Origin of the sequence: Vibrio sp. 10N.286.52.F8 (assembly GCF_041468745.1) — a bacterium.
Classification (GTDB): Bacteria; Pseudomonadota; Gammaproteobacteria; order Enterobacterales; family Vibrionaceae; genus Vibrio; species Vibrio crassostreae_C.
In genome coordinates, this window is sequence record NZ_JBFRJF010000032.1 from 77,045 (window position 1) to 103,710 (window position 26,666).

General features: G+C 44.0%; 17 protein-coding genes, 1 tRNA gene and 1 riboswitch. Of the genes, 6 read left to right on the forward strand and 12 right to left on the reverse strand.

Translation table 11 applies throughout. From position 1 onward, the window contains the following. The 9 genes from AB4133_RS15745 to AB4133_RS15785 form a co-directional block, all read right to left on the reverse strand. The gene (locus AB4133_RS15745) at positions 1 to 1,725 is read right to left on the reverse strand and encodes a GspE/PulE family protein (protein ID WP_017061350.1); all 1,725 of its coding nucleotides are present in this window, start codon (positions 1,723 to 1,725) and stop codon (positions 1 to 3) included. Further along, entirely contained in the window at positions 1,715 to 2,890 is a 1,176-nt protein-coding gene (locus AB4133_RS15750; RefSeq protein ID WP_372174605.1) for a tetratricopeptide repeat protein, read from the reverse strand. Before AB4133_RS15750 ends, AB4133_RS15745 begins: the two co-directional genes overlap by 11 nt. Positions 2,891 to 2,892: 2 nt before the next feature. Then, positions 2,893 to 3,732, reverse strand: a complete 840-nt coding sequence (locus AB4133_RS15755) for an ExeA family protein (RefSeq protein ID WP_017061348.1) — start codon at positions 3,730 to 3,732, stop codon at positions 2,893 to 2,895. A gap of 53 nt (positions 3,733 to 3,785) precedes the next feature. Further along, a complete protein-coding gene (gene mshL / locus AB4133_RS15760; protein WP_102321221.1) occupies positions 3,786 to 5,423 on the reverse strand; it encodes a pilus (MSHA type) biogenesis protein MshL in 1,638 nt (545 codons plus the stop codon). Positions 5,424 to 5,438: 15 nt separating this feature from the next. Further along, a complete protein-coding gene (locus AB4133_RS15765; RefSeq protein ID WP_017061346.1) occupies positions 5,439 to 5,771 on the reverse strand; it encodes a hypothetical protein in 333 nt (110 codons plus the stop codon). Beyond that, positions 5,764 to 6,411 carry a type 4a pilus biogenesis protein PilO gene (gene pilO, locus AB4133_RS15770; RefSeq protein WP_017061345.1) on the reverse strand — a complete coding sequence of 216 codons (648 nt, stop codon included), beginning with the start codon at positions 6,409 to 6,411 and terminating at the stop codon, positions 5,764 to 5,766. The genes AB4133_RS15765 and pilO overlap by 8 nt, the downstream gene beginning before the upstream one ends. After that, entirely contained in the window at positions 6,411 to 7,853 is a 1,443-nt protein-coding gene (locus AB4133_RS15775; protein ID WP_017065934.1) for an MSHA biogenesis protein MshI, read from the reverse strand. Before AB4133_RS15775 ends, pilO begins: the two co-directional genes overlap by 1 nt. 2 nt (positions 7,854 to 7,855) lie before the next feature. Further along, positions 7,856 to 9,871, reverse strand: a complete 2,016-nt coding sequence (csrD, locus tag AB4133_RS15780; RefSeq protein ID WP_017062969.1) for an RNase E specificity factor CsrD — start codon at positions 9,869 to 9,871, stop codon at positions 7,856 to 7,858. Between the two features lie 161 nt (positions 9,872 to 10,032). After that, the gene (locus AB4133_RS15785; RefSeq protein ID WP_017062970.1) at positions 10,033 to 10,584 is read right to left on the reverse strand and encodes a single-stranded DNA-binding protein; all 552 of its coding nucleotides are present in this window, start codon (positions 10,582 to 10,584) and stop codon (positions 10,033 to 10,035) included. A 278-nt stretch (positions 10,585 to 10,862) separates the two neighbouring features. Here AB4133_RS15785 and AB4133_RS15790 point away from each other — a divergent pair, with 278 nt between their 5' ends. From AB4133_RS15790 to AB4133_RS15805, 4 genes are all read left to right on the forward strand, one after another. Then, on the forward strand, positions 10,863 to 11,510 hold the full coding sequence (locus AB4133_RS15790) for a LuxR C-terminal-related transcriptional regulator (RefSeq protein WP_029235590.1): 648 nt from the start codon (positions 10,863 to 10,865) through the stop codon (positions 11,508 to 11,510). Positions 11,511 to 11,667: 157 nt separating this feature from the next. After that, positions 11,668 to 12,540, forward strand: coding sequence for a UTP--glucose-1-phosphate uridylyltransferase GalU (galU, locus tag AB4133_RS15795; RefSeq protein WP_372155535.1), 873 nt, complete (start codon positions 11,668 to 11,670; stop codon positions 12,538 to 12,540). A gap of 183 nt (positions 12,541 to 12,723) precedes the next feature. Then, positions 12,724 to 15,555, forward strand: coding sequence for an excinuclease ABC subunit UvrA (gene uvrA, locus AB4133_RS15800; RefSeq protein ID WP_017061339.1), 2,832 nt, complete (start codon positions 12,724 to 12,726; stop codon positions 15,553 to 15,555). Between the two features lie 96 nt (positions 15,556 to 15,651). Further along, on the forward strand, positions 15,652 to 17,415 hold the full coding sequence (locus tag AB4133_RS15805) for a PglL family O-oligosaccharyltransferase (protein WP_372225012.1): 1,764 nt from the start codon (positions 15,652 to 15,654) through the stop codon (positions 17,413 to 17,415). 98 nt (positions 17,416 to 17,513) lie between these two features. Here AB4133_RS15805 and AB4133_RS15810 read toward each other — a convergent pair whose 3' ends face one another. Further along, entirely contained in the window at positions 17,514 to 18,653 is a 1,140-nt protein-coding gene (locus AB4133_RS15810; protein ID WP_372225014.1) for an alanine--glyoxylate aminotransferase family protein, read from the reverse strand. 176 nt (positions 18,654 to 18,829) lie between these two features. Further along, positions 18,830 to 19,007: riboswitch (Lysine riboswitch) on the forward strand. A gap of 108 nt (positions 19,008 to 19,115) precedes the next feature. Here AB4133_RS15810 and lysC point away from each other — a divergent pair. Next, positions 19,116 to 20,483 carry a lysine-sensitive aspartokinase 3 gene (lysC, locus tag AB4133_RS15815; RefSeq protein WP_372225016.1) on the forward strand — a complete coding sequence of 456 codons (1,368 nt, stop codon included), beginning with the start codon at positions 19,116 to 19,118 and terminating at the stop codon, positions 20,481 to 20,483. Positions 20,484 to 20,589: 106 nt separating this feature from the next. Here the strand turns inward: lysC and metH are convergent, their stop codons facing one another. Further along, complete coding sequence (gene metH, locus AB4133_RS15820; protein WP_371722098.1) at positions 20,590 to 24,267, reverse strand: methionine synthase; 3,678 nt, start codon at positions 24,265 to 24,267, stop codon at positions 20,590 to 20,592. 169 nt (positions 24,268 to 24,436) lie between these two features. Here metH and AB4133_RS15825 point away from each other — a divergent pair, with 169 nt between their 5' ends. Continuing rightward, entirely contained in the window at positions 24,437 to 25,717 is a 1,281-nt protein-coding gene (locus AB4133_RS15825; protein ID WP_010434305.1) for a sodium:proton antiporter, read from the forward strand. Positions 25,718 to 26,545: 828 nt separating this feature from the next. Here AB4133_RS15825 and AB4133_RS15830 read toward each other — a convergent pair. Then, positions 26,546 to 26,622: transfer RNA gene (locus AB4133_RS15830), tRNA-Trp, on the reverse strand. Positions 26,623 to 26,666 lie beyond the last annotated feature (44 nt).

Here is a 26,666-nt window from a genome sequence, read left to right on the forward strand (position 1 = left end):
CTACAGATAAATTGGGTCAGTGGCACCGGACGCATCACCTTCGCCAAGATGCATTATCTCATCAAGGCTCACGACACCTTGCAGAGCCAATTCCATCGCAGAAGCCAATAACGGTTTATAGTTTTCAGACTGTCTCGCCTTTTGAGCAAAACCTACCGCATCATTAGCTCTCAGTGCATCCATCATGTTTTGCTCTAGCTCCAACATTTCAAATACACCAATTCGCCCGCGGTAACCCGTTAAGTTACAGTTCTGGCAACCACGGCCTTTCATAAACGGCACACCTACTTGGTTAGGGAAACGGACGCTCAGCCATTGCTTGCGAGGTTCATCTAACTCATCCTCAACCTTACAATCTGTACACACTTTACGAACTAATCGCTGTGCGACTACTGCTCGAACAGCGCTCGCGACCAAGTAACCCGGAGCACCCATATCCATCATACGCAACGCGCTGTCTACCGCATCATTGGTATGTAACGTACTTAATACTAAGTGGCCGGTCAGTGCAGCTCTCAAGCCTATCTCAACGGTTTCGTGGTCACGCATCTCACCGATAAGAATAATATCGGGATCCTGACGTAGAAAGGTTCTCAAGATAGTAGAGAAATCGAGATTGATCTTAGGGTTTACCTGAACTTGATTCACACGAGGTAGGCGGTATTCCACCGGGTCTTCCGCAGTAATGATCTTTTTACCCGGTTCGTTTAATTCACTTAACGCGCCGTATAAGGTTGTTGTTTTACCTGAGCCGGTTGGGCCGGTAACCAAAATCATGCCATGTGGACGGCGCAATTGTTGACGCAGACGAACCAACAGATCACTCGGTATGCCCGACTCTTCTAGTTTACGTAGGCCCGCTGATTGGTTAAGAAGACGCATAACCACTGATTCACCGTGCTGTACCGGCATGGTCGACATACGAATATCAACCGACTGACCTTTAGCTCGGATATTAAATCGGCCGTCTTGAGGAAGACGTTTCTCTGAAATATCGAGGTTTGCCATCAGCTTCAAGCGCAGTACAAGTGCTGAAGCAATATTCACTTCATTCAGCAATGTTTCATGCAGCACACCATCAATACGCTGACGAAGACGCAATACGTTTGAATCTGGCTCGATATGGATATCCGAAGCACCAACCTGAATAGCATCTTCAAATAGTGAGTTGATCAGCTTAACGACGGTAACTTCATCACTGTCTTCTTCAGCGATATCGAAATCAAAAGCATCATTAACTTGGTGTTCAGCGTGAAGTTGCTCAGCAAACGAGGCAATCTCTTTGGTTCTTCGATAATAGCGATCGAAGCCATCAACCAATTGCCTTTCTTGAGCAACAACGAATTCAAGCGCGTAATCGCCGAGCTGACCAAGCAAAGACTCTTGGGCAAACAGATCCGCAGGGTCACTCATTGCAACACGCAAAGTGTCACCTTGGCGCCCAATCACTAAGGCACGAAGGCGACGAGCATGTACTTCGGGTAAAAGCTGTACTGCTTCAACATCGACAACGGCTCGGCTTAAATCAATAAGAGGAATCGCTAACTGCTGCGACAAAAAGCTCAGCATTTGCTGTTCTGACAAGAAGCCAAGCTCAATTAGCGCATCACCCAGCTTACGCCCAGTACTTTTCTGAGCGGCCAGTGCTTGTTCAACTTGAGCCTCAGTGATAATGCCTTCTTCGACAAGCAAATCACCAAGTCTTTTTCTTAATCTAATTTGCATCGCCGCTCTCCTCTAAAGCATTGAGTATTTTTAACCGGTCACGCACAAAGCTTTGTGATTGAGATGAGATACCGACTCTGGTTAACGCACCTTGGTATGACGCTTTAGCAGCTGTGAAATCGAGTTGACGTTCTTGCTGAATCGCTAAGCCTAACCACCAGCGAGCATTATCTGAATCGACCTCAACCAACTTTTGGTAACTTTCCAATGCCACTTCTTCTTGCTGACTCTTTTGACTCAAGGCCGCACGCATCGCCAAATAATTTTGGGTAGGGTTCGGTGGTAAATGTATTAACGGACTTAAAGCCGCTTCTGATTGATTCGCTTTTACCAGCAGTTTTGATAACCCTAAACGCAGTTTTTCACTGTTGATGTTGAGCTTGATACCAGACTGATAAAGCTCATAGGCTTTGCGAGTATCGCCTTTACCAAAATAGAGAATCGCAAGTTTCTGACGGACATCTTCATTTCTTGGGGTATAACGCAGCGCCTCGGTATAACCTTTCAACGCACCAGTAAGATCGTTCGCATCAAGCGCTTTCTGAGCTCGACCTTGTGCATTCACAGATAGCTGTTCCGGAGTTAACTCAACCTGCTCGATCAACATTCCGCTATTTTCTGAACCACCAGAGGTTATAGGCTCATTAGAGATAGACGCAGGATCTTTTTTGGCCACACTAGCAACGTAAACTGGTTGGAGGATGTCAGTCCTAATCGTTTTAGGCGTGCTTAGAGGTTTAGCCGGTGTTTGTTGTTTTGTCGCTTTTGGGGCAGACATAACAACTGATTCGGAAACACTAGGCTTAGATTGAGCGCTTTTTGCCATCGCAGTGTTTTCTGTTGAAAGGATCGCAGAGTCTAGTGTCACCAATTTCTTAGTTGGCGATGAGATAGGTTGAGCGGCTTCCTGGATGCCATTTGAATCATCAACGACAGAGACTTGAACCTGTAAATCTCGAGTTGAGATTGACTGCTCAACAATAGACTGATCAATCACAGGGCCTTGCGATATCGCCCAACCGCCCATCGCTAAGCTCAACGTAAAACCTGCAACAACCCAAACTAGGGGGGAACGCGTTTTTACTTTAGGTACGACTGCCGCTTCAATCGAAGTCGCTGACTTTTTCTTTGCCAATTCAGACAAGGCGTTGTTAATGACGCTCATAATTAATTCCAACCCCACAGTATTGGCGTTTTAAATTTAGGCTTACACACATCGTACGTTTCATGCATAGCTGAAAAAAGATGTTGGTTGTCGATACTTTTCTTATCTTCACTGAACGAAAGCAATAGAGCCTTATGGCAAAGTTGGTTTATCAATCTAGGGATACCTAACGACGAACGACAGATCGCCTTTTTTTGATTCAAGCTGAATAACTCAGGGCTGCCACCAGATTTAGCGATTCGATTATCAATATAAGCCACCGTTTCATCGAGATTCAGCGGTCTCAGTGTCGAACTAAATGTGATTCTTTGGCGAAACTGCCTTAGGTGGTAAGCCTCTAATCGAGCATCCAATTCTGGCTGACCTAATAGAACAATCTGCAGCAGTTTTTTATCTTCCGTTTCAAGGTTACCAAACAACCTTAATGTTTCGAGCGCTTCATCCGATAGAGCCTGAGCTTCATCAAGAATAGCCACCACTCTTAAACCAGAATTGTGCAATTCAATGAGCTTATGCTGAATGTTATCAACCAAGGTTGCTTCATTATCGACAGCTAAACCAAGCTCTGTTGCAACCGCCTGGCGCAAGTCTGCCCCTGATAACACAGGGTTTGGTAAGTAGATCAGAGCTGTACAGTCATGTAGGTGATTGACCAACATCCGGCAAACCATGGTTTTTCCAGTGCCTACCTCTCCGGTCACCTTAATCACGCCCTCGCCCATTTCCAACGCCGAGATTACCGTCTGAATCGCTTCGAAATGAGGCGCTAAACCATAGAAGAAATCGGTATTCGGCGTTAAGGTAAATGGCAGTTGTTCAAAACCAAAGTGAGCTTGATACATACGACGACCTAGCTTAGTGAGACACTGCCACTCTATATTGAGAAAGTAAGCAATTACTCTTCATCAGGGAACCACTGCTGAAGAAGATCACGTGAACGCTCCAACTCATTTTGCCAAGTATTCACACCCACGATCGTTGGCTTAAGCAAGATCACGAGTTCAGTTTTTTGCGTTAACTGATTGGTGTTACGGAACAAATGACCTAAGGCTGGAATATCACCGAGGAATGGAACTTTAGAGGTCACATCACTGGTATTTGATTTCATTAACCCACCAATAACCACAACATCTCCATCTTTGGCGCGAATCACTGAATCAGACTCACGAATAGAGCTTTTCGCCAAAGGAAGTTGCACCAAGCCCGTCGTGGAACCTAGGTTGAGCTCTTTCACTTCTTCCTCTACCTCAATAACGGCTGGGTGTACATGTAAGAACACGCTACCTTTATCGTCTATCTGAGGGGTAACATCTAAAGAGATACCAGAGAAGAACGGAGTTAATTCAACTTCAGGTGCGACATTCGCGTCATCACCACTACCGACCGAACTTGATAAATCTGTTACGTAGTATTCGTCGGTACCCACTTTGATAACCGCTTTCTGGTTATTTGCCGCCGTGACTCGCGGGCTCGATAGAACATTAAGGTCACCTTGAGTGTCCATAAAGCTCAAAACTGCTTCAAAGCTGCCATCTGAAATCGTTACGTTAGTTTGTCCGCCTAACAAAGAGCTGATTGCATCTAACGGCGGTAAAGTACTTGCCGGACGATCAATTACAACGCCACCGCTGCCAATCGACTTAGACAAATTCGACCAGCTAATTCCCTGTTGGTAGCCGTCACTCAAGGTCACTTCCATGATTTTGGCTTCCAAGATAACTTGGCGCTGCAAACGCTTCTGAGAAATACCTAAGAACTCTCGAACCTCACGAATTTCGTCAGGGTAAGCACGAACCGTAATCACACTGGCTTGCGGGGTTACCACTACGCTTTGCCCATCACCAGAACCAATGAGGTGAGCAACTGCCGCTTCAAGCTGTGGCCAGAAATCACTTTCAGAGGTCGTTTCAATCTCTGTTCCGCCATTCGATGTCGAATTCGATGAGTTAGAAGAGTTGGATGAATTTGACGAGTTTGAGTTCGAGCTTGAAGAGCTCGATGAATTCGAATCTGAGTTAGAGATCGTGCCGGTGGTGATCGTCGTTAGTGAGCGACCAGAACGCTTAACTTGTAAGTAATCGACAGGGATCGTTACGGTGCGAAGACCGGCAGGATAAACTTGAATCACTTTGCCACGCTTTTCAATATCGTAGCCATACATATCTTGAGCAACAGCCAGTACCTCATCTAACGTCACGTCCGTTAGATTAAGCGTAAGGTTTCCAGACACACTTGGGTGAATAGCCGCACTATATTCCGTACCTTTCACTAAGCTGGCAAAAAAAGTTCTCGCTTCAACGCCTTTTGCCTGAATACGAAAACGCTTAACCGTTTCCATCCCCGGAGACATCGAGTCAGAATTAAGCTGAGGCATAAGGTCATCTTGAACCGACGAAGGCAGCTCATGAAGCGCTCTGCTATTGGCTTCATTAATTGATTCGTTTAAAGACTCTTTAATCTCAACAGGATCTCTATGCCCCATCGAACAGCCGACTAAAGATGACACTAGGATTGCTACTACAAGTTTACGCATGTCTTCACTCTAACCTTAATTATTCTTAACATCTAAAGAGAACATCTCTAATTTCCACTGCTTAGAGCTTCTCTGCAGAGTGACGTATTCTGGATCTATGTTCTTAACTCGGTACCCTCTGATCGTTTCCCCTTGTCCGAGAATCTGACCATTCATAATCGCATAGCAAGGCGTATCTCCCTTACACACGATGCTTTCTAAAGAAGGCAAGCGATAACGAGTTGGTGCTTTCTTAGCAGGCGCCGTTTTCTGTTGAGGTGAAAGCCAGCCTAATGGCGCCGTGGGATCTTGCTCAGCCCACACAAAAGAGCTACTAAATAGCAAGGACAACAAAAGAGTTCTAACCACCGATAAACTCCTGTCTAGTACCTAATGTGTAAACCTCGAACACCAGTCGAGCTTTAGGATATTCTTCTACTGAGTATTCAAATGTGCGCCAGTAGTAACTCACAGGTAGAGACTCAAGTGCTTGAAGGTAAGCTGAGATATCAAAGTAACTGCCGGTTAGCTCCATTCTTACAGGGTGAAGAAAGTAGCCTGAATATTCGCTGGTCTCTTTATTGTTCGAAATCGCTTCTGGTTTTAATGACTCTAGCGATTCAAGCTTTAGTCCATTACCGGCGTTAAGAACGCTCTCCAGTAACTGCGACATTTGAGAAGGTGTGATTAATCCATCAACAATCTGAGAAAGCTGAAGAGAGAGATCTTGGCTCTCCACCAGCAGCTTTTTGTACTCTCGATTAATTTCTTTGTCTGGGTCTTTGTTTAACTGAGCTTGCAGAACAAGTAACTCACCTTGCTGCCTTTGATTCGATTGAGTCAGGCTGCTCGCCTTGGCATTTTTAGCTTGTAGATCGAGATACGCAGGCTCAACCAATAAGGTGAACAACAACATCGATAGGCCAACAAAACCACACACAAAAAGTAGCCATTTTTCTCTTTGACTTAATGCAAGAAACTTATCGCTCAGCTGGTTCCACTGCTGCATTATTTACTCTCCCGACGAGTACTTAGCTCAAACGTCACCACATCCTGATCATTACGGCCAATTTTTAGTTTTTCAAAAGTGCGTCCGACTAAATTAAGCTCACTTTTAAACTGACCAATCCAGTTCGGAACGACATTTGCGTTACGAGCCAAGCCACTAAGATCTAAAGTATCGTGGGTCATGTAGATGTGCGAAAGAGAAATGTCATTTCGGCCTAATTTAGCTAAGGAATTCATGACGCCAGAATACCCGACTTGTTGGGATTCGTCGTATTGTCCAACAGCCTTCAAAGCCTCTTTTTTAGCCTCAGTCTCACGTTTGAGACGCGCAACCGCCGCGACTTTCTCTGGAGACGGTTTATGCTGAGTTAACTTACTATTCAATTGGTTAACTTGCTTGTTAAGTTGATTCGAGTCTTGTTGCAGGGCTGTTAGCTCTTTATCTAGATTAGAAACTTGATACTGCATTGCGAAGTAACCACCAAGCATCAAAACACAAACTACTCCCCAGCTCGCAACAACATTGGTCAGCGTAAAATATTCTTTTTTAGGCTTAAGGTGTTCAGGGTAAAGATTGACCTTAAACGTCTCTTTTTCAGCTGCAAGTTTAAGCAACAAACTCTCTGAATTATCACGCTCACCTTCAACCAACAGTGAAACTGTCGAGCTCAATGTACTGTTTAAGGCACTTTGTAACTCTGCTTCATCTTCTTCGTCACAACAGATTTTAAGCTGGTGAAGCTGGGTGCCTTTAATTTGAGAAGAAAGGTAATCAATCGAGCGTTGAAGCTCTAAAGCGAGGCCATCTAACTGCAGAGCACTTGACGCAACACCCGTTAAAGGTGGCACAACACTACGGATGGTTCTTTGAAAACAAACGGTATTTTCGACAAACGCACCCAATTTAAAGTGTGAATTGACGCTACGTTGTAAAAGAATGAAATTAGACAGTTCGCCTGCACTGTAACCCCAGATTTCATCTTCAGGAGCAACACCTATTAATTCAACCTGAGCCGAATTAGTGATATTCAAAAGCTTGTCCAACAGCTTTTTAGGCAGGACATATACTTGCAGCTTGTTCGACGTTGGTAACGCGACCGCACTCGCAGTAATTTCCGTGACTCTTTCTGAAACAAGATCTTTGAGTAAAAAAGGCAGTGCTACCGACCATTCACTCTCTGGAATGTCCGGTTTATCAATTTGGTAGGTTTGGTAGTAGTTAGCACAGACAATCAGTTGGACGCTATTACTGGTAAACGCCTCACTGCTAAGCGATTTTTTTAGCGCACTCTCCCAGTCCCCATTAACCACGGGAATGCTGGCTACTTGAGGATCTTGTTCTGTCGATGAAATATAAATGGCGTCATTACCCAGCAAGACAACTTGCGAGCTACCTTTATTATTCGTTGGCTTTATTTTGTCTAAAATCGCTTTAAAATTCATTCTTAACTACTACTCTTGCGCCATCGATTTCTTCGTCCAACTTTGACAACAGATTCCGCTTTCGCGGCTTTTTCTGCTTGATTAGGCAAAGGGATAATTTGTTGTTCTTCGTCGAAATATCTCCCTTGATAGCCGTTAATGCCTAACTCTATCAAGGTATTCTTTTCTTGTTTTGTCTCGACTCCAACGGCAATAACTTGAGTTGGAGAATCACCACACGCCCCAATTAAGCTGCGAACAAACAGTTGGTTCTCATGCCTTTGGTCGATTTTCTTTATTAGGCTTCGATGAAGCTTAATATAATTAACCTTCAAATCCTTTATATAGTGAGTGCTAACAATGGTTCGCCCAGCTTGGCCAACCACAACTTTACACCCTAAACCTCGCAACATCTTTGCCACCGGTCTCATATAATCAAGATGAGCAATCAAGTGCCCTTCTGGAAACTCAAACGCAAGCTGAGAGCGGTGTTGAGCAGAGAGCTGTAACAACTCACTCCTAAACCACTTAAAGTGCTGTTTATTAGCAAACGGGGTAACATTCAGATTCACTGAATAGTTGATAGGTTGAGTTGATTCTTTCAACGATTTCAACACAACCTTTAGAACCGATTGGTCCATTTGAGCTTGATAACCCACTTGCTCTACCGCAGGCATAAATCGAGACGATTTCAATAAACCTTTGTCAGGATCCTGAATTCTAGTAAATATTTCTCTATGCAATTCATTAACTTGACCAGATTCCGGCATAAGATAACACCGCTGAGCAAAGATTACTAAATTTTCAGGAAGCAGCGCTTTATCAAGTAATGTTCTCCAACGAACACTGCCTCTATCAAGCTCATTCTTATTCTCTTTCGGGTAACGGCTCCAGTTATTAATACGCTCTAACTGAGCACTCTTTAGTGCCGTTTCCGTTTCATCCATGATCTGGCTATGACGCTCACCTTCGGTATACATGGTCACACCAATATGACACCAGTTATCCGACTCTAAAGGCTCTGGCGGAGTTAGCTTATCTAACTGCCTTAAACACTGAGCAGCCAAGGTCGCAATATCTTTTGCGCCCTGATGAGGGATAAATACAGCAAAGTCCGCTTCGTAATAGCGAGAAAAAATGACATCGGGATAGCGTTGAACGATATTCGACAGTACTTCACCGACTTCAATAATAAAGCCGTCTGTGGTTTGCTTATCGTTAGCATCACTAACTTGCTCCCATTCGTCGATACGTATCAGTAACACACCGCCTCGAGCACCACTTTCATGCAGTGCCGATTCCAGCTTATTATCGAATAAAACTCGGTTTGCCGTTCCCGTGAGTTTATCTAGGAAAGTATGGGTACGAATAAAGGTATCAAAGCGACTTCGTTCTTGACGAGCATCTTGTAGCTCTTCAATCAATACATCTAAGGCTTCGCTTGCGGTATAAGGCCACTCTCGCTCATCTCCCTTTGCATGAGCTTCAACCTGACCGGCCAAGATCATTCTTCCTCGCTCTTCCAAGATTTCAGAACCCATGAGTTGTTCTTTCAACCAACGAACACCGCGAGCAAGACAGAACAGAACCAATGCGACAGCCAAAGTAATTGACCACATCGCTTCCATTGAGTAGTTGTAGCCAATATAAGGAGGAAGTGCTTTAAATTCGATTCGGTAGCCTTCATTACGCTCTAAAATGAAGCTTTTCTCATAAAGACGATTGGGATCAATTTGTGGGGAGGTATCTTTGAAACGATAAACGATGCCGGTCTTGTTCGAAAGTTTCATCTCAACAATATTGCTCGCCTGCAACATCTTAGGCATCCAACGCTGCATTGAATACGCGGCGTCAGGGTCTTCCATCTCTTTATCTACAACGTCGACAATGCCAACCAAATAATGGTCTAAATATTCCTGTCCAATACGCTTAAAGGAAAGTGTGCCACCAATAAAAAGAATGAACATCGCGCTGATCACTATCACGGTGACAAATGCGACCAATCGAGTGCTCAATTTTAGTGTCGGGGTATATCTCATGAATAACGAAATCCTTTTCAACTCACATTATACCGTATTGCTACTTATACTATAAATTGACGTTGTAAATAAAGCGTTAAGAATTGTAGGTAACAAAAAGCCGCGATGAACGCGGCTTTTTCCAATTTAATACTGTCTTTATAATATATTAAAAACAGGGATTAAAATGGGATGTCATCATCAAAATCCATTGGCGGCTCATTATATTGAGGTTGAGCCTGCTGAGGAGCTTGTTGAGGTGCTTTTGGCTGCTGTTGAGCGGGAGCACTGTATTGTTGTTGCTGTGGCTGCTGTGGCTGACCCCAACCACCTTGCTGTTGGTTGTTACCCATGCCACCTTGAGCAGGAGCACCACCTTGAGCACGGCCGCCAAGCATTTGCATTACACCATTGAAGCCTTGAACAACCACTTCAGTTGTGTAGCGATCTTGACCGCTTTGATCTTGCCATTTACGAGTTTGAAGTTGACCTTCAATGTAAACTTGAGAACCTTTACGTAGGTACTCACCAGCAACTTCCGCAAGCTTGCCAAACAGAGCAACACGGTGCCATTCTGTTTTTTCACGCTGCTCGCCAGTTGCTTTATCACGCCATGACTCTGACGTTGCAATGGTAATGTTCGCTACTGCGCCGCCATTTGGCATGTAACGAATTTCAGGGTCATTACCTAGGTTACCCACTAATATAACTTTGTTAACTCCACGGCTAGCCATGATTTGCTCCGTCTAAATTCATAGTCTCAGAAAATTTTAGCGCACAAGAATAGCATGCTTTTCTACAGTGATAAATCGCATTCCTATTCTCTCCTCACTACAAAGAATAAAAACGTAACAAATCATGATATTCAGAGCGATGTTGCTTTTTTCTCCACTTACAAACCACTCATTTACTTTGATAATTGATATTCAACGCAAGTCACTATCAAGGCGCTAGAGAAGCTAAAGCCTGCATGACAACGTGGAATCTAATCCCACTCAAACAGGACGTTTCAATGAGAAAATCAAGATACGCTCGCACTTTACACTTTCTGTGCATCGACCCAAACGATACCTATCTACATGTAAAAGAGATAGAAAAGCATTTATCTATTGTTCTCTACAAAATGACACCCGACGAATTAATGCTAGTTGATAGAAAGCAGAGTAACCGGATCTTGCTCGTCGATTACAGAGAGGTACCACAACTACTGATTATTTGTCCTAACCTGACTGTTATGTGGAAAAATCACGAAATCATTTTATTCAATGTCCCCCAGCAACTTCCAACCTCAGAGCTTCTTACCTATGGGGTACTAAAAGGACTCTTTTACAACACTGAACAAAAGGACAAGATTGCTCGTGGTCTTCAAGAAGTCATTGATGGCGATAACTGGCTGCCAAGGAAGGTAACCAATCAACTGTTGTTTTATTATCGCAATATGGTCAATACCAACACCACACCAACCAATGTTGATTTAACCATTCGTGAGATCCAGGTGATTCGCTGTCTTCAATCCGGGTCTTCAAACACACAAATCGCCGATGACTTGTTTATTAGTGAGTTCACGGTTAAATCTCACCTCTATCAAATATTCCGTAAGCTTGCGGTAAAAAATAGAGTTCAAGCGATAGCATGGGCAAACCAGAACCTGCTTGCATAATCGACCCACCTCTTAGTCTGACGATAATTTTGAGGGAAGCTCTAGTAAACCATGGCTATTGTTGCTGAATTTTCGACATAACTTATGCTAGAGTTGCCCTCAGAAATATCAACCACTCAGGTTGAATCAATAATTATTATAGATAAAGGGTCTTATCATGATCAAAAAGTGCCTTTTCCCGGCAGCTGGCTACGGTACACGTTTTTTACCTGCAACCAAGTCAATGCCTAAAGAAATGATGCCTGTAGTAAACAAACCTCTGATTGAATACGGTGTAGAGGAAGCTATCGAAGCTGGTATGGATGGAATGTGCATCGTTACTGGACGTGGTAAGCACTCGATCATGGATCACTTTGATAAAAACTACGAGCTTGAGCACCAGATTAGCGGCACCAATAAAGAAGACCTATTGGTTAATATCCGTGAAACGATTGAAGCGGCAAACTTCACCTACATTCGTCAACGTGAGATGAAAGGCCTTGGCCATGCTATTTTAACGGGTCGCGAACTTGTAGGCGATGAACCGTTCGCAGTAGTACTTGCTGATGACCTTTGTGTGAACGAGCAACAAGGCGTGCTAGCTCAGATGGTTGCGCTATACAAACAGTTCCGCTGTTCTATTGTTGCTGTACAAGAAGTTCCAGAAGAAGAGACTCACAAGTACGGTGTTATCTCTGGCGAAATGATCAAAGATGACCTTTTCCGAGTTGATGACATGGTAGAGAAGCCAGAGCAAGGTACAGCACCAAGCAACCTAGCGATCATTGGTCGTTATATTCTGACTCCAGATATCTTTGAATTAATCGAGCAGACAGAACCAGGTAAAGGCGGCGAAATCCAGATTACCGATGCATTGTTAAAACAAGCCAAAGCAGGCTGTGTATTAGCATACAAATTTAAAGGCCAACGCTTTGACTGCGGTAGTGTAGAAGGCTATATCGAAGCAACAAATTACTGCTTTGAAAATCTATACAAAAAAGACCAGCAACAAATCGAACTAGGTAAGCACTCAACAACAAAAGAAGCTTAATCGCTAGTTTTGGCATACTAACTAATGATACGTAGCGATGAGTTAGTCGCGTAATAAATGATTTAAAGGGTGACTCGAAAGCGTCACCCTTTTTTTGTTTACTGTTTTTTTATCCAGTAAAACTTTGCACAAATCTCACTCTATGTAATACTTTAGCCACTTAAAATTACATGGTCTATTGAGATGGATAAAATAGAAATTAGAGGCGCTCGTACGCATAACCTCAAAGACGTCAACCTAACCATTCCACGTGACAAACTGACTGTCATCACCGGATTATCGGGTTCAGGAAAGTCGTCACTTGCGTTTGACACACTCTACGCAGAAGGTCAGCGTCGTTATGTTGAATCTCTGTCTGCTTACGCTCGTCAATTTCTATCTCTTATGGAAAAGCCTGATGTCGACCATATTGAAGGTCTGTCTCCAGCTATCTCAATAGAACAAAAATCGACTTCACATAACCCTCGCTCAACCGTCGGTACCATTACCGAAGTCTATGATTACCTCAGATTATTGTATGCGCGAGTAGGCGAACCTCGCTGTCCAGACCACAACATCCCTCTAGCAGCACAAACCATCAGTCAAATGGTCGATAAGGTCTTAGAACTGCCTGAAGGCTCAAAGATGATGTTGATGGCACCGATTGTCAAAGAGCGCAAAGGTGAGCATGTTAAAACACTGGAAAACTTAGCTGCGCAAGGCTTTATCCGAGCCCGAATTGATGGTGAAACCTGTGATCTATCCGATCCACCAGCACTTGAACTTCATAAGAAGCACACCATTGAAGTTGTGGTAGACAGATTCAAGGTTCGTCCTGATCTTCAACAGCGTTTAGCCGAGTCATTCGAGACCACATTAGAGCTCTCTGGCGGTATCGCTGTCGTCGGCTGGATGGACGAAACGGATCAAGAAGAGATCGTATTCTCTGCTAACTTCGCTTGTCCTAAATGTGGTTACAGCATGCAAGAGCTTGAGCCTCGCCTGTTCTCATTTAATAACCCGGCAGGAGCATGTGGTACGTGTGATGGTCTTGGTGTTCAACAGTATTTTGATCCAAGCCGAGTGATTTTAGATGAGAACCTAAGCATTGCTGAAGGTGCGATAAAAGGTTGGGATCAAAAGAACTACTACTATTTCCAAATGCTAACGTCGCTGTCAGAACATTATGGTTTTGATCTGTATGCGCCATTTAATTCTCTACCGAAAAAGACTCAAGAGATCATTCTAAAAGGATCAGGTCGTACTGAAGTGGAATTCAAGTACATCAATGACCGAGGTGATATTCGAGTTAAGCGTCATCCATTCGAGGGCATTTTAAATACCTTAGAGCGCCGTTACCGTGATACTGAATCTAGCGCGGTGCGTGAAGACCTTGCCAAATACATCTCAACCAAGTCGTGTTCTAGCTGTGATGGCACTCGCCTGAGACTAGAAGCTCGCAATGTTTTCATTGGTGATACAACACTTCCGGAAATCGTTGAACTTAGCATTGCTGACGCACTACAATTTTTCCAGGAATTGAAGCTAGACGGTCAACGTGGGCAGATCGCAGATAAAGTGATGAAAGAGATCAATGATCGTCTGCATTTCTTAGTCAACGTTGGTTTGAACTACCTTAACCTATCACGCAGTGCTGAAACGCTGTCTGGTGGTGAGGCGCAACGTATTCGTTTGGCGAGCCAAATCGGTGCCGGTTTAGTTGGCGTTATGTATGTACTTGATGAGCCATCAATTGGTCTCCACCAGCGCGATAATGAACGTCTATTGCAAACCTTAATTCACCTGAGAGACTTAGGTAATACGGTACTTGTTGTGGAACATGACGAAGATGCAATTCGTTGTGCTGACCATGTTATCGATATCGGTCCAGGAGCAGGGGTGCACGGTGGTCACGTGGTGGCAGAAGGTACCATGCAAGACATCATCGAAAACCCGAACTCTTTGACAGGCCAATACCTGAGCGGTGCTAAAGAAATTGCAGTGCCTGAAAAGAGAACGCCTATCGACAAGAAAAAGGTCGTCGAGATCGTTGGCGCAACGGGGAACAACCTAAAGAATGTGACCGCGACAATTCCTGTTGGCTTGTTCAGTTGTATTACGGGCGTATCAGGTTCGGGTAAATCAACGCTTATCAACGATACCTTCTTTAAAGTCGCCCACACTCAATTAAACGGTGCCACGACTGCAGTTCCAGCAAAGCACAAAAAGATTAAAGGGTTAGAACATTTTGATAAGGTAATCGACATAGATCAAAGCCCTATCGGTCGTACACCAAGATCAAACCCTGCGACCTACACAGGGATTTTCACCCCTATTCGTGAACTATTCGCGGGCACTCAGGAATCACGTTCTCGTGGTTACAAGCCAGGTCGATTCAGCTTTAACGTTCGTGGTGGTCGTTGTGAGGCTTGTCAGGGAGACGGCGTAATCAAGGTAGAGATGCACTTCTTACCCGATGTGTATGTGCCTTGTGATGTGTGTAAAGGTAAGCGCTATAACCGTGAGACTCTAGAGGTCCGCTACAAAGGTAAAACCATTGACGAAGTTCTAGAGATGACTGTGGAAGATGCTCGTGAATACTTCAACCCGGTACCTGTTATCGCTCGTAAACTGCAAACTTTAATGGACGTTGGCCTCTCTTACATTCGCTTAGGGCAAGCAGCTACAACCTTATCTGGTGGTGAAGCTCAGCGTGTTAAATTAGCGCGTGAACTGTCTAAACGAGACACGGGAAAAACCTTATACATTCTCGATGAGCCAACAACAGGCCTTCATTTCCACGATATCCAGCAGCTACTGACGGTATTACATAGACTGCGTGATCACGGTAATACAGTTGTCGTGATTGAGCACAACCTAGATGTCGTTAAAACAGCAGACTGGATCCTAGATCTTGGCCCAGAAGGTGGGCAAGGTGGTGGTGAGATTGTTGCAGAGGGTACACCTGAAGATGTGGCGTTAGTCGAAGGTTCACACACTGCTCGCTTCCTTAAGCCTATGTTAAATTTGAAGTAGGTGTAAAATAGCGCCCTGCGGGCAGACAGAAAAATGTTAAAGTAACAGAGCTTGTTTCAGAAGGAACAAGCTCTGTTTTTATAAGGTTAGGGATTTATGGCAACAATACACACTAGCGGTACTCAGCTAGAAAATCAGGTCACTCAGCTACCACTCAACAAAGCATTTCTGGCTTCTTTAGCTGTTGTATTCTTGTTAGCTATGCATTTTTTTATGCCGAATCCTGGTGGTTCGGGCCTTGCTCTATCCTTTAACCCTACCACTTGGCTAGCGCTAAGCTTCACGCTAGCGATTGGCTTTTACCAACTCGCGACCAATCGAGTACTCAAGTATTCCAAATTAACAATTGGCTTGTTGATTAGCTGCATCATACTCACGCTACCCATTTTATACAGCAATGCTGCACCTCAAGGAGCGTCAGGACGCTTGCTTGGATTGTGGGCGGGCTTTGCCTTATTTGTGGTGCTGCAGCAATTTAAGTTCAGCAATAAACACAAGCAACGTATGTTGTGGTTCATTGTACTTGCTGTTGTTATACAAGCACTATTTGGCTATGTGCAATATTTCTTATTAGAACCTGGCAACCTATTTGGCTACAACACTTCTGCAAACCGACCATATGGGATATTTCAACAACCGAATGTAATGGCAAGCTTTCTTGCTACTGGTTTTGTGCTGTCCGCTTACCTTTTAGCAAGGCAGCCGGCTAAATATAACCATAAGATCAGCGAATCATTCCTACTGTATTTAACTCCAACCTTAACCGTGCCCTTGCTGATCATCATTGCATCACGTACCGGATGGTTGGCCGCTGTCATTGGGTTTATCTGCATTCTGCCCTATCTATACAAGTTCTCGACCAAGAAACGCTTCTACGGATGGTGCGCATCAGTGCTCGTCGGTGTCGTCGTCGCTTTTTCGGTGATCAGCCTAAGTGCGACTGATAGCCTCGCTAGCAAGAAAGCGAACCTAGAAAGCCCGCGCGCTTATACGTTCCCGCAAGCTTTAGATATGATGATCGAAAAGCCATTTACAGGTTATGGTTACGGGAAATTTGAGTCTGAATACACGCTATATACAGCTCGCCAACATCAACTCAACTCGAACTATCATCCAGGTCTTCCTTCAATGGATCACCCGCACAATGAGTTCCTGTTTTGGGGAGTTGAAGGGGGGATTGTACCAATCATCGGAATCTTGATTGCTGCAATATTGGTGATGTCACGCATAACAAGTTCAGCAAAGGGAACACGTCTAGCCCTGCTCGCGTTATTTATCCCAATCCTTTTGCACTCTCAACTTGAGTATCCTTTTTACCACTCGGCGATTCACTGGATAACATTCATTATATTGATTTACTGGGTAGATCAGCGCTCTTCCCGACATTATCAACAGTCGTTTAGTATCGTCAGTAAAACCCTCTTTAGAGTGTCGAGCTTAGTGATTCCGATCTTGGTGAGCTTCTATATGTTGAGCGCGCTGCATACCAATTATGTGCTGACTCAATTTGAACAATCTAAGCCGAAGAACCCAGATATTCTTAAGCAAGTTACGAATCCCGTAGTATGGAAAGATCGCTATGATTGGGATGTGTACAGCACGTATCTCAACATTGGGCTCTACAAAGCTGATCCGAGTCTTATTCAGCCTTATGTTGATTGGTCTTTGGAAATAATAAAGAGTAAACCAAGACCCGCGTTTTACAGTAACCTAATCCTCGCGTATCAGGGTTTAGGCGATCACAGCAAAGCAGAACAAATTCGGAGCGAAGCAAGCTTCTTATTTCCAAATAGAGATTTTTCAAAAGTTCAGTATAAGAAAATTTCAGCCGCTGAGAACAACGTATCTTCTGCCAAGTGATATTGATGCAGCTAAAGCGGTAGACTTTGGAGGCTTAAGTTAGGCACAAAAAAAGCGCACGATCTCTCGTGCGCTTTTTTTTCGAATTTTACGGTTAATTATTCTAATACATCTTTTAGTGCTTTTAAGCACAATGCGACGTTCTCTTTACGAGCGCCATAACCCATTAAACCAATACGCCAAGCCTTCCCTGCCAAAGAACCAAGGCCTGCACCGATTTCAAGATTATACTCTTCTAACAACTGCGTTCTTATTTTGGCTTCATCAATCCCTTCAGGGAAGTAAAGCGCATTCAATTGAGGTAGGCGACTCTCTTCGTCAACCACAAACTTTAACCCCAAAGCTTCTACGCCAGCCTTAAGCTCTTGATGCATCGCATAATGACGCGACCAAGCATTATCCAGACCTTCATTTTTCAACAATACCAGTGACTCATGCAGAGCATACAGGCTATTCACCGGCGCCGTGTGGTGGTAACTACGCTTACCTTCGCCACTCCAATAACCTAATACTAAACTTTGATCTAGGAACCAGCTTTGCACTGGCGCTTGGCGGGCTTTCATTTTATCAACAGCACGCTGAGAAAAAGTAACCGGAGATAGTCCAGGTACGCAAGATAGACACTTTTGGCTACCCGAATAAACTGCATCAAGCTGCCACTCATCAACTAGTAATGGCACACCACCTAGAGACGTTACTGCATCAACAATCGTTAACGCACCAAACTGACGAGCGATAGCTGAAATAGCTTGAGCATCAGATAACGCTCCGGTTGATGTCTCTGCATGTACAAATGCGACAGCAACAGCATCGGGGTTTTCTGCCAATGCTTGTTCTACCTTTTCAACTGAAACGGGCTTGCCCCATTCGTCATCAACAAGGATGGCTTCGCCACCACAACGCACCACGTTTTCTCGCATACGCTCACCGAAGACACCGTTACGACAAACAATCACCTTTTCACCAGGCTCAATCAAGTTAACAAAACAGGTCTCCATACCCGCACTGCCCGGTGCAGAAACGGCAATCGTAAATTCGTTTTCAGTCTGAAAAGCGTATTTAAGAAGCTGTTTAAGCTCGTCCATCATCGCAATAAACAGCGGATCTAAGTGACCTATGGTTGGACGGCTCAAAGCCTGTAACACTTGAGGTGAGATATCTGAAGGACCAGGTCCCATTAACGTTCGGTGTGGTGGATAAAAGCTATCGATAGCAGTAGTGAGTGGTAAATTAGACATGTACATCCCTTACGTTAATGTTGTGAACAATCCACCCTAAAGCAAATTGATTACCTCAGCAATTAGCCATAAGTATTGAGGTCAAACCACTGTCACATAATTGTTAAAATTATTTTTCAATTATCTCAAGTTACGGATTGACATTGTTACCACAAAAACGTTCAATGAAACGGCTATCTAGCAGAAGAGGAGCACTGCCCAGGCAGATGTTTTGTGGAACCGCATTTCCAATACAAAACATTTATGGGGAGCAGTGCCGAGATAATAAAAGGATGCAGGACCTTTATTATCGGTTGAGCGGGCTGAATCCCGTCAACTGTCGCCATTTCTATATGGTGAAGAGCTTCTGAGGTTACTATTCTAATAATTCCTCTCTTTTTGCTCTAAAACTCTCTTCGAAAAACATCGGACGTTGGATTACCCAACCGTAATTTTATTTTAGGAAGTCGTGGGAGATATATCGTGAGTGCATCTAATGTAGTTGGTTCTTTTAATGTCGCTAAGTTTGGTGGAACAAGTGTTGCCAACTTTGAAGCAATGAGCCGTTGTGCTGCCATTATTGAAAACAACTCAAACACGAAACTGGTCGTGAGTAGTGCATGCTCTGGTGTCACTAACTTGCTGGTTGAACTAGCAAATGGTGTTCAAGACAAAGCTCGTCGTCAGGAACTAATGGCGCAATTAGCGGACATTCACAACGCAATTCTTGACCAACTCGCAGATCCAATCAGCATCGAAAAAGAAGTCCACAGCATTCTTGATGACATTGCGAGCGCTGCAGAGGCCGCATCATTCCAAACAAGTACTAAACTGACGGATCACCTTGTCGCATGTGGCGAGTTGATGTCGACACACATCTTGGCTCAGATCATCTCTGAACGAGGCACTCCTGCTGTTCGCTTTGATATCAGAGATGTGATGCGTACTAATGATGATTTTGGTAAAGCCGAACCTCAACTAGAAGATATTGCCGCTCTAGCGCAAGAGAAACTGATTCCACTTTGCCAACAACAAGTTGTCGTTACCCAAGGTTTTATCGGCGCTGATAGCGAAGGTAACACCACGACTTTAGGCCGCGGTGGCAGTGATTACTCAGCAGCACTGATTGCCGAATCTGTACAGGCGATTGGTCTAGAAATCTGGACGGATGTTCCGGGTATCTACACCACTGACCCTCGTATTGCACCTAAAGCTTCTCCTATCCCAGAGATCAGCTTTAGTGAAGCATCGGAAATGGCAAACTTTGGTGCGAAGATCTTGCACCCATCGACTCTAGTACCTGCACTACGCCACCAAATCCCGGTATTTGTCGGCTCTTCTAAAGCGCCAGAGTTAGGTGGTACTTGGATTCGTCAAGAAGTTGAGAGCTCTCCTCTATTTAGAGCGCTTGCCCTACGCTGCAACCAAACCATGGTTACGCTACGTAGCGCTAATATGTTCCATGCCTATGGCTTTTTGGCAAAGGTATTCGAGATCCTTGCTAAACATAAGATCTCGGTCGATCTTATCACCACTTCAGAGATCAGTGTTTCACTGACACTCGATCAAACGGATACCTCTGGTGGTGCCCCTGAGTTACCTGAAGCCGCTCGCATTGAGCTTGAGGAGCTGTGTTCTGTAGATATTGAACACGACCTATGCCTTGTTGCTCTTATTGGTAACAACATGAGTGAAAGCAAAGGCTATGCAAAGCAGGTCTTCGGCACTCTTGAAGACTTCAACCTACGCATGATTTGTTACGGTGCAAGCCCACACAACCTGTGCTTCTTACTAAATGAATCTGTTTCTAAGTTGGCGATTCAAAAACTTCACCAAGAATTATTTGAATAGAAAGTCCGTTTATCATCGACAGATAAATCACAAATACAAAAAGGGTTGCTATTCAGCAACCCTTTCTCTTTTTACTTTACGAATCAAAGCTCATCATAGATTCAAACTAGTTAATGTTAGGACCTAACCACTTCTCGGCTTCTAACATATCCCAACCTTTGCGGTCAGCATAGCTATCCACTTGATCCTGTTGAATCTGTGCAATAGCAAAGTATCGGGCATCAGGATGTGAGAAGTACATACCAGACACTGAGGCACCAGGCCACATCGCGTAGCTTGTCGTTAATGACATGTCGATTGCCTTTTCAACATCCATCAACTCCCACAACGTGCCTTTCTCTGTATGCTCAGGGCAAGCAGGGTAACCTGGAGCTGGACGAATACCTTGGTATTTCTCTCGAATCAAATCGTCGTTAGACAAATTCTCATCTGGCGAGTAACCCCAAATATCCTTTCTCACTTCTTTATGCAGATATTCCGCGAACGCCTCAGCCAATCGGTCAGCAACCGCCTGAATCATAATCGCGTTGTAGTCATCGCCTTTCGCTTTGTATTCATCAGCCAGCTCTCGCTCACCAATACCACCCGTAACCGCAAAGCCACCAATCCAATCCGCTTTACCGCTTTCTTTTGGCGCAATGTAATCAGACAAACAGTAGTTAAAGCCTTTTGGTTTCTCTGTTTGTTGACGAAGATTGTGTAGAACTTTTAGAACTTCGGTACGAGATTCATCGGTATACACCTCAATATCATCACCAACACTGTTCGCTGGGAACATGGCACACATACCACGCGCTTCAAGCAGCTTCTCTTTCTCTACGCGATCCAGTAAATCATTAGCATCTTTGAATAAACGTTTTGCCTCTTCACCCACTTCCTCATGATCAAGGATTGCAGGGTATTTACCAACCAATGACCATGTCATAAAGAATGGAGTCCAATCGATGTACTGACGCAAAGTTGCCACATCAAAATCATTGAAGATATGAACTCCCGGCTTAGCGGGTGCCGGTGGCGTATACGCATCCCAATCGATAGCAACTTTATTGGCACGAGCTCTTTCAAGCGTGACAGGCTTGGTACGAGGCTTCTTACGATTGTGCTGATCTCGAACGCGATCGTAATCGATATCCAGCTTCTCAACGAAAGCGGGTTTCAATTCATCAGAAAGTAGTGAAGTACAAACACCCACTGCACGCGAGGCATTATTTACGTATACAACAGGTTCTGAATAATTCTGCTCAATCTTAACTGCTGTGTGAGCTTTAGATGTGGTTGCGCCGCCAATCAGAAGAGGCAGCTTGAAACCCTGTCTCTCCATTTCTTTAGCAACATGTACCATTTCATCAAGAGACGGTGTAATCAGCCCAGACAGGCCAATAATGTCGACATTCTCTTCTTTCGCTACCTTGAGAATCTTCTCGCAAGAAACCATCACACCTAAGTCGATAATTTCGTAGTTATTACACTGTAAAACCACACCAACGATATTTTTACCGATATCGTGAACGTCACCTTTAACGGTCGCTAACAAAATCTTACCGTTAGTTGCGCCCACTTCTTTGGATGCATTAATGAATGGTTCTAAATGGGCAACCGCCTGTTTCATCACACGCGCAGACTTTACAACCTGTGGTAAGAACATCTTACCTTCACCAAACAGGTCACCAACAACGTTCATTCCGTCCATTAGAGGACCTTCAATCACTTCAATAGGACGAGAGGCATTAACACGAGCTTCTTCGGTATCTTCAACAATAAAGTCGGTGATACCTTTTACCAAAGAGTGCTCCAAACGCTTCTCTACAGGCCAAGTTCGCCACTCTAATGCAGATTTATCTTCAACCTTACCAACAGCACGCTCTAGGTATTCGGTCGCCATATCCAGCAATCTTTCAGTCGAATCATCACGACGGTTTAGTACGACATCTTCAACAGCATCACGCAGATCTTCTGGAACATTATCGTAAATTTCCAACTGACCAGCGTTTACAATGCCCATATCCATACCGTTTTTAAAACAGTGATATAGGAATACCGCGTGAATAGCCTCACGGACGTAGTTATTACCACGGAATGAGAATGAAACATTCGACACACCGCCAGAGATCATCGCATGCGGGAGATCGCGTTTGATGTCTCCTACTGCTTCAATGAAATCAACCGCATAGTTATTATGCTCATCGATACCAGTAGCCACTGCGAAAATATTCGGGTCAAAAATAATATCTTCTGGTGGGAAACCGACTTCATCAACAAGAATGTTGTAGGCATTGGTACAGATTTCGACTTTACGCTCTCGAGTATCAGCCTGCCCGACTTCATCAAACGCCATCACGATGACAGCAGCACCATAACGACGAACTAATTTGGCTTGCTCAACAAACTTCTCTTTGCCTTCTTTTAGAGAGATTGAGTTAACGATGCCTTTGCCTTGAATACACTTTAGGCCAGCTTCGATAACTTCCCACTTAGAAGAATCGACCATAACAGGTACTTTCGAGATTTCAGGTTCTGAAGCACATAGATTCAGGAATTTAACCATACACGCCTCGGCGTCTAGCATCCCTTCATCCATGTTGATATCGATAATCTGAGCGCCATTTTCGACTTGCTCGCGAGCAACACTCAATGCTTCGTCGTAAAGCTCTTCTTTAATCAAACGCTTGAAACGCGCAGAACCAGTGACATTGGTCCGCTCACCTACATTCACGAACAAAGATTCTTTAGCTATCGTCAGTGGCTCTAGTCCCGAAAGACGACAAGAAACTGGTAAGTCTGGCAATTGACGCGGCGTTACACCTTCAACGGCCTCAGCCATTTCACGGATATGCTCTGGAGTAGTACCACAACACCCACCAATTAGGTTCAAGAAGCCACTTTCAGCCCACTCTTTAACATGTTCAGCCATATCCTCAGGAGAAAGGTCATACTCGCCAAATGCATTAGGCAAACCCGCATTAGGGTGAGCAGAAACATTGCACTCTGAGATACGAGACATCTCACCGACATACTCACGCAGTTCATCAGGGCCCAATGCACAGTTCAATCCAAATGAGATTGGTTTTACATGACGAAGGGCGTTGTAGAATGCTTCTGTCGTCTGTCCTGAAAGGGTACGACCTGATGCGTCAGTGATGGTACCGGAAATCATCACTGGAAGAGCAATACCCACCTCTTCAAAAACAGATTCAACGGCAAAGGCACACGCTTTCGCGTTTAACGTATCAAAGATAGTTTCAATAAGAATTAAATCTGAACCGCCCTTAATGAGCGCGCGAGTCGATTCAGAATAGGCTTCAACCAGTTCGTCAAAGCTAACATTACGGTAACCTGGATCGTTTACATCAGGCGAGATAGAACAAGTTCGGTTGGTTGGACCTAATACACCCGCGACGAAGCGAGGTTTATCTGGGGTCTTTGCAGTCCATTCATCAGCTGCTTCACGAGCAAGCTTGGCAGCAGCAAAGTTAATCTCTTCACTAAGGCTTTCCATATCATAGTCGGCCATAGCGATGGTTGTAGCGTTAAAGGTATTGGTTTCGAGGATGTCAGCCCCAGCTTCCAAATACTCCATATGGATATCTTTGATAAGCTTAGGCTGTGTAAGAACTAAAAGGTCATTGTTGCCCTTCAAGTCACTGTGCCAATCAGCAAAGCGTTCACCACGATAGTCTTGCTCTTCCAATTTATAATCCTGAATCATGGTGCCCATGCCACCATCAATCAGTAAAATTCGTTGCTTCAACAGAGCGTCAATCTTTTGCCTTACATTACTTCCCACGGTACAACCTCATTCCTTTAATTATCCCTCCATCCTATCACACATTAAAAAGGAGTCTAGACGTCTAAAAAAGGAAATTGATTACTGAGTCATGACAAAAAAATGTTTGCTATTTGAGCATGAGACAACGAAAATTCATATTCATACTTTGTTACATGTTGGAATCCCAATGTCGGTCTATTACACCTTATGCTTCTTGTCCGCTGCAGCCATGCTTATTGCTTTCGTGAATACAAAAATTGGTAAAATGCAGACAACCATCGCCATCACAGCTGGTTCAATGATGCTATCTCTATTGATTATCATTGCGGGACAAAATAATTGGTTCCAATTGGCAGACATTGCCTCAGAGACCGTTGCCAGTATCAATTTTGAAGATTTCCTTCTAAAAGGGATATTAGGGTTCTTACTATTTGCAGGCGGGTTGGGAATTAAATTACCAAACCTAAAAGACCAAAAGTGGGAAATAACAGTACTCGCATTAGGGGCAACGCTATTTTCAACATTCTTTATTGGTTTTGTGCTCTATGGGTTCTGTCAGTTCATCGGTATTCAATTTGATCTAATTTACTGCTTACTCTTTGGCTCTCTAATCTCCCCGACCGATCCAATTGCCGTGTTAGCCATCGTAAAGAAACTCGATGCGCCAAGACGAATCTCTACTCAAATCGAGGGAGAGTCTCTATTTAACGATGGTTTTGGTTTAGTTATCTTCGTAACCCTATTTACTATCGCATTTGGTACAGAAGCGCCAACAGTCAGCAGTGTAACTATGCTTTTTGTCCAAGAAGCGATTGGCGGAATTGTCTACGGTTTTGCTTTAGGCCTCGTATTCCACTACTTAATTAGCAATACAGATGACCACTCGATGGAGTTACTATTAACCATCGGTATCCCAACTGCTGGTTATGCCTTTGCTGAAGTTCTACATGTATCGGGACCATTGGCAATGGTGGTATCAGGTATCATGATTGGTAACTGGACACGCTTTATCGGATTCTCAAAAGAGAGTGAAGACCACTTAGACCATTTCTGGGAGCTAATAGACGAGTTTTTAAATGGTGTATTGTTTTTACTAATCGGTATGTCAATGTTGCTATTCAAATTCCACCAAGAAGACTGGATCTTAATGGCGTTCGCCGTTCCTCTAGTACTAAGCGCTCGCTACCTAAGTGTCTTCTTGTCTTATATCGGGTTTAAGCGCTTTAGAACTTATAACCCATGGTCTATAAAAATTCTAACTTGGGGTGGTTTACGTGGCGGCTTAGCTCTCGCTATGGCACTTTCTATACCTTCTGGCATTTGGGTAATTGAAGAGAAGCTCATCGATGTAAAAGAAGTTATCCTCGTTATGACCTATGCGGTAGTTGTATTCTCGATTTTAGTACAAGGCTCGACAATTACTCCTATGATTGAAAAAGCAAAGCAAGCAGAGAAAGAGCTAGATTAACATCTCATAATATTAAACTAGGCTGCCTAATTTAGGTGGCCTTTTTTGTATCCTCTAGAAATTGGACACGTCAAATATTCCACACTCAAAAGCATCTATGTAGACTAAATTCTAGATCGAGCTGAGACCAAAGGAAGGCAAAAGAAATTTAATAACTATGTAGAAGACTCGTGAAACAACGATCTTAGCTCTATTCTAGTTCTTACTAGGGACAAGTCATGCAAAGAACTCGTTCACCTTTAGCACTATTGGGCATCCCCACCAAATCGGTCTTCAGTTGTATAAGTATAAATTGCATAGGGTTTACCATTTAATCTTGAAACAAAAGTAATGAGACTAAGAGCCTAGCAGCAATAACTTTAGCCATTATCGGAAGCTGCGGTATTAAATGAGTGTTGAGCAGAAAGACTCTAGTTTTCAACTAAGTCTAAAAACGGAAGGTTACAACAAATAGCTTTCCAGAGGTACGAGTGGATAGGAATAACTAAAGTAACAAAAAGAAAAAGGCTATAGCATTTCTACCGGACACGCTAGCTATGGCAAGGGGCGACTGAACTGGCACTCCGGAGATTCGACCGGGCTAGCGAGCCTTGGGAGACGCCTAGTTCTCCCAACATTGCTTCATAGAAGCAACAGACGTAAAAAAGCCCCAGCATTTCTGCTGAGGCTTCTTATATGGCAGAGGTGGACTGAGCCGGCACCCCGGAGATTCGAACTCCCAACACGCGCTGTTTTAGCAAGTCGGGGAATCCGCTGCTCTGCTAATGGTGTATTATATTTGATTCAGAAACTAAAAAGGCTCTAGCATTTCTGCTAGAGCCTTAAATATGGCAGGGGTGGAGAGATTCGAACTCCCAACACGCGGATTTGGAATCCGCTGCTCTGCCAATTGGAGCTACACCCCTAAAACTTTCATTACTTCAGATTCGAAAAAAACCTCGCACTAGGC